Source organism: Blastocatellia bacterium (genome assembly GCA_035275065.1).
Classification (GTDB): Bacteria; Acidobacteriota; Blastocatellia; order UBA7656; family UBA7656; genus DATENM01.
Map to the genome: position 1 here is coordinate 1 of DATENM010000161.1, position 9,483 is coordinate 9,483.

7 protein-coding genes are annotated in these 9,483 nt (G+C 61.9%); 5 read left to right on the forward strand and 2 right to left on the reverse strand.

All coding sequences use genetic code 11. From position 1 onward, the window contains the following. Nucleotides 1-241 (forward strand): hypothetical protein (locus VJ464_30435; GenBank protein HKQ09478.1); only part of this gene is annotated, 241 nt, incomplete at its 5' end. A 60-nt stretch (nucleotides 242-301) separates the two neighbouring features. Next, nucleotides 302-2,446: a PilX N-terminal domain-containing pilus assembly protein gene (locus tag VJ464_30440; protein HKQ09479.1), complete on the forward strand. Its 2,145-nt coding sequence runs from the start codon at nucleotides 302-304 to the stop codon at nucleotides 2,444-2,446. 128 nt (nucleotides 2,447-2,574) lie between these two features. Here the strand turns inward: VJ464_30440 and VJ464_30445 are convergent, their stop codons facing one another. Next, nucleotides 2,575-3,612, reverse strand: a complete 1,038-nt coding sequence (locus VJ464_30445; GenBank protein HKQ09480.1) for a protein phosphatase 2C domain-containing protein — start codon at nucleotides 3,610-3,612, stop codon at nucleotides 2,575-2,577. A 231-nt stretch (nucleotides 3,613-3,843) separates the two neighbouring features. Further along, nucleotides 3,844-5,013: a cystathionine gamma-synthase gene (locus VJ464_30450; GenBank protein ID HKQ09481.1), complete on the reverse strand. Its 1,170-nt coding sequence runs from the start codon at nucleotides 5,011-5,013 to the stop codon at nucleotides 3,844-3,846. 305 nt (nucleotides 5,014-5,318) lie between these two features. Here VJ464_30450 and VJ464_30455 point away from each other — a divergent pair, with 305 nt between their 5' ends. From VJ464_30455 to VJ464_30465, 3 genes are all read left to right on the forward strand, one after another. Further along, the gene (locus VJ464_30455) at nucleotides 5,319-7,532 is read left to right on the forward strand and encodes a hypothetical protein (GenBank protein HKQ09482.1); all 2,214 of its coding nucleotides are present in this window, start codon (nucleotides 5,319-5,321) and stop codon (nucleotides 7,530-7,532) included. 79 nt (nucleotides 7,533-7,611) lie between these two features. Further along, nucleotides 7,612-8,565, forward strand: a complete 954-nt coding sequence (locus VJ464_30460) for an ABC transporter ATP-binding protein (GenBank protein HKQ09483.1) — start codon at nucleotides 7,612-7,614, stop codon at nucleotides 8,563-8,565. A gap of 6 nt (nucleotides 8,566-8,571) precedes the next feature. Continuing rightward, entirely contained in the window at nucleotides 8,572-9,402 is an 831-nt protein-coding gene (locus VJ464_30465; protein ID HKQ09484.1) for an ABC transporter permease subunit, read from the forward strand. The last annotated feature ends 81 nt before the right edge of the window (nucleotides 9,403-9,483 follow it).

Consider the following 9,483-nt stretch of genomic DNA (forward strand, 5'->3'; position numbering starts at 1 on the left):
CGGGCCGGGCGGCTACGGCGGCGGCGATCCTGGCGCGGGCGGCGGCACGGGCGCAAGCGGCGGCCAGCCGCGCGGTTATGACGCCGACGGCAACCCCGTCAGTGGCAATGGCGGCGGCAACGGCGCGGGCGACGGCATTCAGCGCCGCACACGTTACATCGGCCGCCAGCCGAAGCTGCACGAGCGGCTGAACCAGCGAACCGGCGACACGCGCCCGGGCGCGAGCGATCCAAATCAATAGCAGTTTGAACCGGCAGCAGTCGCCCGCGGAACGGCGCTGCCGGTCGAAGAGGTAAGAGCAATGCGTAAGAGAGGGATGCACCTTCGGGTGACGAATTCACGGGCGGCGATGGCGGCGAAGCGGTGGCAGCGCGACGCCGAATCGGCGCGCGACGACGAGCGCGGCATGGCTTTGATTGCCGTGTTGCTCATCATGTCGCTGCTCTTGATGCTCGGGCTGGCCGTCACCTTCACGTCGCTTTCCGACAAAGCGATCACCCAGAACTTCAAGAACCTGACCAGCGGCTTCTACGCCGCCGAGGCCGGCGTCAACAACCTGCACCGCTTGCTGCGCAACGACAAGTTTATCGTCGGGTCGCTGCCCGATCCGCCGCACATCACACCCGGACAGCCAACCTTGAACCCGAGCGATTTCATCGTCGCTGCCCAGGCCGCGATGAACAAGAAAGAGATCTTCCCGAATAACGCGGCCTATATTACCAAGATCAACGTCAAAGACATTCAGGTGCCCTACCCCGCAGACGACAACGACCCGGCGCACTACAACCAGCGCGTCCAGTACATCAATCCGCTCTATCCGCGCTATGGCCAGGTCGAGCCCTACGCCGTCACTTATCAACTGGAATCGCGCGGCGAAGGCATCGAAGGCTTGAACGGCGCGGTGACGCTGGTTGAAGAGGGCGTGATCAATTTCAAGCTGCTGGTCAAAGGCGAAGGCGGCGGCCTGCGCGTCGGCACCTTCTCTGAGTTCGCGCTCTTCTATGACACCTTCGACCCGTACAATCCCGCGGGGCCTTTCATCTATCAAGGGCTCGGCCCCGGCGACCGCTTCGCGGGCCGCGTCCACACCAACGAGCGTTTCGGCTTCTGGACGACCGCCGACGGCTCTGACCCGCCGGTCTTTCACGGCCACGTCTCGCAATCCTATCGCAGCACCAGCTTCTATCGTCACGGCGCGGGCGAGCCGCCGCCGCCGGTAGACGCCGATTCCGAAGTCGTTGACGGCGTGCTGGTCGCCCCGAAGTTCCTCGCAGGCTTTGACCGCGGCGTCGCGCCGATCCCGCCGACCGGCAACGCCTTCGATCAGGCGCGGGCCGTCTTAGACGGCGGCTTCCAGCTTTCTGCCGGCTCGCCGACCGATGGCGAGTTGCATCAGGCTCTGCGCAGCGTCAATAACCTAGTTGAACCGCTGCCCGAAGCGAAAGACCCAATGTCAACCACGCCGACACTTGAGCCGGGCGTTTATGTGCCGTCGGACGGCGAGACCTTTTCCGGCAGCGGCCTCTATGTGATGGGCGACGTCAACGACATTCAACTGAGCGCCGACCCGTCGGGTAACCGCGAGATCATTCGCATCACTCAGGGCAGCAAGACGACGACTGTGGTGATTGACGTGGACGCCAACACGACGACGATTGATGCCGGCAACGGCACCAAGACGCTGCGCGGTGTGCCGAAAGATCGCTCGATTGTCGAAAAGGGCAACCGCTCGGCGGCGTCGCTCTACATCCGCGGCGACGTTCAATCGTTGCACGGGCCGGGTCGCAACGGTCAGGGCCAGCCGGCTCCGGCGATTGATTCCGATTTTGCGGTCACGGTGACGGCGGGCGGTTACCCGTCGGGCAACGACCGCAAGCCCGTGACCGGCGGCTCGGTGGTGATCACGGGTGATTTGACTTACGAAACGCCGGTCGTAGACGGGGCAGGCAACCCGATCAACCAAGACGCGCAGAACGTCCTCGGCATTTTCGCTTCGGGCGGCAACGTCGAAATACCGACCAATGGCCGCGCGCCGGATAACCTGACGGTTCATGCTTCGATTGCCGCCTTCGAGCTGCACGACGCCGAAGGCAACCCGATCATGGGGGCGAACGGCAGGCCCTTTGGCGGGCGCATTCGCTCGCAAGACCTGGCGAACAGCTTTTCGAACATGCCTTACCGCGGCTCGTTCAATCTGGTCGGCGGCATGCAGGCGACGAACTTCGACAACTTTGGCGTCTATGACGGCGACTTCCACGGCTATATGTACAAGGGCAGTTGGGACGCGCGCTATGAGAACGGCCAGTCGCCGCCGTTTTATCCCGGCTACATCGTAGCCGATGACGGCCCGAGCGGCCCGCCGTCGGTGAAGGCACAGGCCAACGCGCCGCAAGTGACTTCATACAAGCGCGTCTATTACGGCGGCGCGACTGATAGCTTGCAGTGATGCGGAAAGAAGTCAGGAGTCAGGAGTCAGGAGTCAGGAGTCAGAAGGAAAAAGGAAGGTCGGCGGCAGTAAGTACACTTCTCGCGCCTCCTTCTTCATTCTGACTTCTGACTCCTGACTCCTGACTTTTATGAATCACTAGAGAGCCGCTCGGTGGGCGGGATGGTCTCTTCCTCGTCGTCAACAAGATCGAGATCAACTTCATAAGGCAGGTCGGGGTCGCGTGGCAGGGTTTCGGCTCCCCAGCGATCTTGCAAGCCCGCCGCCGCGCTGAGCGGCAGAGTCGAGCCATCCGTAACCGCCGGTTCGGGCGGCTGGAGCTTGCCGCCGGTGACCTGGGCGACCAGCACCGTGATGTTATCTTCACCGCCACGCTGATTGGCCAGCCCGATCAGCGATTCGCAGGCTTCCTTGAGCGAATGCGATTGATCGATCAGTCGCACCATCTCTTCCGGCTTCACCTTAAAATTAGAAGTCAGGCCATCACTGCACAGCAGGATGATGTCGAGGTCGCGCAGCTCGACGCGATCAACCACGACATTGACGCTGGGCGCGGCGCCGAGCGCTTGCAGAATGACGTTCTTGTAGGTGTGGCGCTCGGCTTCTTCTTCGGTGATGTGGCCGGCTTCGACCAGTTGTTCGACGAGCGATTGGTCACGCGTCACCTTCTGCACGCGACCGCCGCGAATCAGATAAGCGCGGCTGTCGCCAACCTGCCCGAAGTAAGCGGTCGTCCCCAGCAGCCCGGCCCCCGTGAAGGTCGCGCCCATGCCGGCGTACTCCGAGCGCTGCTGGCTCATCTGGTGGATGTAGAGATTCGCCAGCTCGATTGACAGGCGCAATCGCTCATGGAAAGCGATCTTTTGATAAGTCGGGCTCGCTTGTAGCTCAAGCATGCGGTCGCGCACACATTCGATGGCGTGATGACTGGCGACTTCGCCGGCCAGCGCCCCGCCCATGCCGTCGCTGACGGCGAGCAGCGAGCCAAAGTGACTTTGCGAGAAAGTCGTCAGGTGCGCCGCCGGCTCTTCATGGATTTTGTCGGGTGTCCAGGTATCCGCCGTCGTCAGGTTCAGCACCAGAAAGTTATCTTCATTGCCCGACCGTACCATGCCGACGTTCGTCATGGCATAGACGGCTATGTTGAATGCGTAATCTTCCGACATAAACCAAGCTAATTGTCCGGCGCGGCCTGGGGATGCCCGTACAACCGAACCTCTGACGCTACGTCCAGCCTCGTCTCAAATGTGGCCGTGATTATGATTGATTTTCGTATGATTGGCAACATCATGTCAGGAGTCAGGAGTCAGGAGTCAGAAGTCAGAAGTCAGAATAAAAGCAGGGGCGTAAGCCGACTCCCCTGTTCATTCTGACTTCTGACTCCTGACTCCTGACCACTAGAGTTTAGCGAGCGCCTGGTCGAGATCGCTGATGATGTCTTCGACGTCTTCGATGCCGACCGAAATACGCACCAGCCCATCGGTGATGCCCAGGCGATTGCGCTCGACTTCGGGGACAGAGGCGTGCGTCATGGTCGCCGGGTGCGAGATCAAGCTTTCGACGCCGCCCAGAGATTCACCGAGCGTGCAGAGGCGGACGCCTTCAAGCACCCGGCTGGCGTTTTCAAGCGAGCCGGTCTCGAATGAAAGCATGCCGCCGAAGCCGCTCATTTGCCGCCGCGCCAGCTCGTGCTGCGGGTGCGATTTCAAGCCGGGGTAATAAACTTTACGGGCCGCCGGGTGCTCGGCGAGAAACTGCGCCACCTGCCGGCCATTGTCGTCGTGCTGGCGCATGCGGACGGCCAGCGTCTTGGTGCCGCGCATAATCAAAAACGCATCCATCGGCGCAAGGATGGCGCCGGCGGCATTCTGTATGAAAGCCATCTGGCGGGCGTCTTCGTCGTCGTTGAGGACGACCACGCCGCCGACGCTATCACTGTGACCATTCAAGTATTTCGTCGTCGAATGCAGGACGATATCGGCGCCCAGCTCAAGCGGGCGCTGAAAGTAAGGGCTCATGAAGGTGTTATCGACAACGAGCCGCAATCCGCGCCGCCGGGTAATCTCGGACACGGCGGCAATGTCTACCAGCGACATCACCGGGTTGGTCGGCGTTTCGATGAAGACCATGCGGGTTTCGGCGCGCACGGCGTCTTCGACGTTCTGCGGCTCGCGCGCGTCAACGTAGCTGAACTCAACGCCGAACTTGCTCATGATCTTGTCGAAGAGCCGAAAGGTGCCGCCGTAGGTGTTGTCGCTGACGATAACGTGATCGCCGGCCCGCAGCAGCGTCACTACGGCGTTGATAGCCGCCATGCCGGAAGCGAAGCCATAGCCGAAGCGCCCGCCTTCGAGCGCCGCCAGATTCTTCTCGCACGCCAGCCGCGTCGGGTTCTGCGTGCGCGCGTACTCGAAGCCTTTATGCTTGCCGATGCCTTCCTGCGCGTAAGTCGAAGTCTGATAGATCGGCACGCTGACCGCGCCGGTGGTCGGGTCAGGCTCCTGGCCGGCGTGAATGGCGATGGTTGAGAATTTCATCCGTGTTGTCTCCTGCGTGGCATCCTGAATCGTTAATCTAGCATCTGGATGCAGGCAGTGGCCAGTTGCCAGTTGCAGGGTGTGAATTGTTATTGCCGACCGGTTCTCACCGCGGCAATGACAATCTGTGGTCACCTGAAAACTGATAACCGGCAACTGGTAACTGACCGCTGGCAACGGGCAACTGATAACTGATAACTGACCACTGCCTGAAACTTTGCTTTCGTTGAAACGTATTCGAGATTGGCTGTATAGTCGTAAGCAACTAATCGAGCAAACAGATTGTGAATCAATTTATACCGGCATGACGATTCACAAGGCGGAGTGAGGATTTCATGCAAAGATGGATTCGTCCACGCGCGGGCGCGCGTCGTGCAGCAGTCACGACATTGGCGCTGATGATGATCTCGGCGGCGGCGCTCTTTACGGCCCACCGCGCCGGGGCGCAGGACACGTCGCCGCCCGCGGAGACCGGGACGGCGAGCAATGGCGAGCTTGAGATGGCGGTCAAAGCCGGTTTCGGCAGGCTCGAAGTCAACAGTTGGAATGGCGCGTGGGTGCCGTTTCGCATCTCCGTTGTCAATCAGGGGCCGGCCCTTGTCGGGCGCTTGATTGTCCACACCGAATCGAACACCAACGGGCCGTCGTCGCAGGCGCGCGAGTTCGTCAAAGAGATTCAACTGCCGACCGGCGCGCGCCAGTCGCATGAGATGTCCGCTTACATCAACTCCGGCGAGAACCCGAAAGTGCGTATCGAATCGGGCGACCAGGTGGTGATCGAAGCGACGGTGCCTGTGCAGCGCAATTATGGCTGGAGCGATCAACTCGATGTCGCCGTCGTTGATACAGACCCGACGGCGCTCAACAACATCTCGCAAGCCCCGGTTCAGCAACAGCCGACCCGCGAGCCGTTCAAGCTCGGTCCACGCCCGTCTCCACAGCAGGCCACCACGCCAGCCAATCCGCAGTCGCCGCCCAACGCGCCGGGGCAGCCGCAACGCCGCGGCCCGCGCAATTTCAATCAAGGCCCGCAAGCCTACGGCGTCCACCCGACGGTCATCGTCCCCGATGATCTGCCGCGCGATTTCGTCGCTTACGACCTGCTTGACGCCCTTATCATCAACGACGCGCCGCTCAGCCAGTTGAGCGAAGACCAGGCGCGCGCCCTGCGATTGTGGGTGGCGTCGGGCGGCTTGCTCGTGGTTACTGGCGGCGCGGATGTTGCCGGCATGCGCGCGAACCGCCTGGATGAAATCTTACCCATCGAGGCGGGCACGGCGGCCAGTAACGCGGGATTTCCGGTCGCCGAGATGACGCAGATTTATGGCGGCTTTGAAGCTGCCGAGGCGACGCTCGGCATGAGCGCCAGGGTGAAGCAAGGGGCGCGCGCCCTGCTCGGCGCCGCGGACCGTCCCTTAGTCGCCGAGCGTAACTATGGCAGCGGCATCGTGCGCTTCGTCGCTATCAACCCCAAGCTCAACCCCTATCGCGGCTGGAATGGCGCAAAAGAGTTATGGGCCGACCTGCTGTGGCCGGCGGCGGCTTCAAAGCCGCGCCATACGAACTGGATTACGATGGGCAGTCGCGGCCCGTCACGGTCGGGGCGCTGGGGCGTACAGGATTTGCTCTTCCACCTCGCCGAATTGCAGCCGCCGTCAACGAAATATGTCATCTTCTTCCTGCTGGCTTATGTCCTGTTCGTCGGCCCGGTTAATTACGCGGTGCTGCGCTGGCGGCGCAAAACCGATCTGGCGTGGATGACGATTCCCGCGGTGGTGATCCTGTTCACGCTGGTCAGCGTCGCGGTCGCGCAGATGAGTCACGGCGGCAAGGCGGTCGTCGGTGACGTCTCGCTGGTGCAAGTGCATCAGGCCGAAGGCATCAGCCAGATCACCAGCGGCTTGATCGTCGTGCCGGCGACCAAAGAGGTTCAGCAGATCGCCTTCGCCGGCAGCAATGCCTACGCCAGTGACGTGTTGAATGGCAATCAAGGCGGCAGCGCTTCGGCGTCGGGCGCTATCGAATGCGAGAAGGATCAAAGGGCCTTCGTGCTGCGCACGCCGATGACGACGCGCACGGCCAGCCTCTTCCAACTTCGTGCCATGCGCGAAGCCGAGCCTCCTATTCTCGCCGCTCGCCCTACAGGGAACGCCGTGACGATCAAGAACCTTGGCGATGCCGGGATGGTCAAAGCGGTCTACCTGAGCGCCGAGGGTGCCTCAGACATCTTCGAGCTGGCCGCGGGCGGCGAACAGCGCGTGGCGCTCAACAGCCCGCCGTCGCAATCGTTCAATTCATGGTACAGCGCGCAGATGGGCGATTCGGATGAGGCGGAGCTATTCAACGACCTCGCGAGCGTGCTTGACCGCGAAGTCGGCGGCGCCCATGCGTTCTCGCAAGGCTTTTTCGAAACCCAGGCGATGAGCGACGCGCTCAAGAAGTTGCAGCACCCCGTGGTCATCTGCTTTATCGAGAAGTCGCCGGCAGAGATCACCTTCAAAAACAACTTCAAGCGCGCCAGCAAAGCGTTCTATGTGATTCACCTATAATGTGGCGCAAGCTGTTAGCTTGCGCAAAGACTCGCGCAAGCTAACAGCTTGCGCCACATCCGAAGGATTCAATAAGCGAATGAGCGACAACGCCACCAGCGAACCGATGATCAAGCTGGAGAACGTCACCAAGTATTACAAGACGTTCCCGGCCGTCAACCACATCAGCTTTGAGATCGGCAAAGGCGAAGTCTTCGGCTTCATCGGGCCGAACGGCGCGGGCAAGACGACCTCGATCAAGATGCTGGCCACGCTGATGCTGCCGTCGGAGGGCCGGCTGACCATCGGCGGCTACGACGTGGTCACCGAGCCCTACGAAGTCCGCCGCATCATCGGCTACATGCCCGACAGCTTCGGCGTCTACGAGGACCTGCTGGCGTGGGAATACCTCGACTACTTCGCGGCGCTCTACCACCTGAACCCTGCGCAGCGTAAGCGGGCGATTGACGACGTGCTGGAGCTTACGGACTTGACCGTCAAGCGCGACGCGCAGGTGATGAGCCTGTCGCGCGGCATGAAGCAGCGCCTCTGCCTGGCCAAGACGCTGCTGCACGACCCCTCCGTGCTGCTGCTGGACGAGCCGGCGTCGGGGCTCGACCCGCATGCGCGCATAGAGATTCGCGAGCTGATCCGCGAGCTTTGCCGCATGGGGAAGACGGTGCTGGTCAGCTCGCACATCCTCACGGAGCTTGCAGACTTCTGCACCTCCATCGGCATCATCGAGGCGGGCCGCGTGCTGGCCGCCGGGCGCATCGACGAGATCACGGCGCAGCTCGCCGGCAACGTCATGATCGAGATCACCGTCAAGGGTGACGCGGCGCTGGCGCTCTCCGTGTTGTCGGAGCGGCCAGAGGTCAAGCGCACGACTTGCGACGGGCGCACCATCCATGCCGAATACACCGGCCAGCCGGACGAAGTTGACGACTTGCTCGAATACTTGATCGCGAGGGGCGTGCGTGTCCTCCGCTTCGGCGTCACCGAAGCCAACCTGGAAGACATCTTCCTGAAGGTCACGCGCGGCGTCGTGGCTTGAGGCGATATGGACTTCTACAACCCTGTACTGATTAAAGAGATGCGCACCCGTATGCGCGGCAAGCTCGCCATCAGCGTGCTGACCGGCTACGTCGTGACGCTGAGCATCTTCCTCGGCCTGATCTTCGTGGTCATCACGAGGAACGCGCCGTCAATGATTGCCAACCAGTCGGGCCGCGTGCTGACGCCCGTGCTGATCTACGTGCAGATGAGCATGATCTGCCTGATCGCGCCGGTCTTCTCGGCCACCGCCATCTCGTCGGAGCGCCGCGAGCAGACCTTCGACCTGCTCGTCGTCTCGCTGGCCCGCCCGACGACGATTGTGTTCGGCAAAGTCGGCGGCGCTCTCTCTTACCTGTTGCTGACGCTGTTCGGCTCGCTGCCGCTCATCGCGCTGACCTACTCGTTCGGCGGCATTGACCTGGGCGACGTGGCGAAGGCATATCTGGTCATGCTGGTCGCGGGGGTGACGTTCTGCTCGGTGAGCTTCCTGTGGTCAACGCTGATCCGGCGCAGCGTGCTGGCGATCCTGACGAGCCTGGTGACGGTGATCTTCCTGGTCGCGGCGATGCCGGCGCTGGCGATCTTCTTTTCGGCGCTGGCGAGCAACTTTCAGGGCGGGCCTTCGGCGACCTTCCTGAACATGGTTGACCTGCTGATGCGCACCAACCCGTTCGCGGCCATCGCCTCGCTGATACCGGGCGTGCCGACGATCCCCGGCGTGTGGCTCAGCGACATTCCGATTTGGATATGTCAGGTGCTATTCTATGTGTTGCTGACGGCGCTGAGCCTGTTCCTGAGCTACCGCCGTCTGAAGAGCGTTAGGAACTGGATATGAGCGAAGCGGCGACGAAATTAGAACGCTTTGAGCGCGCGGTGATGTGGCGCAGGCGGTGGCTCGCGTTGCAGGACGCGGCGG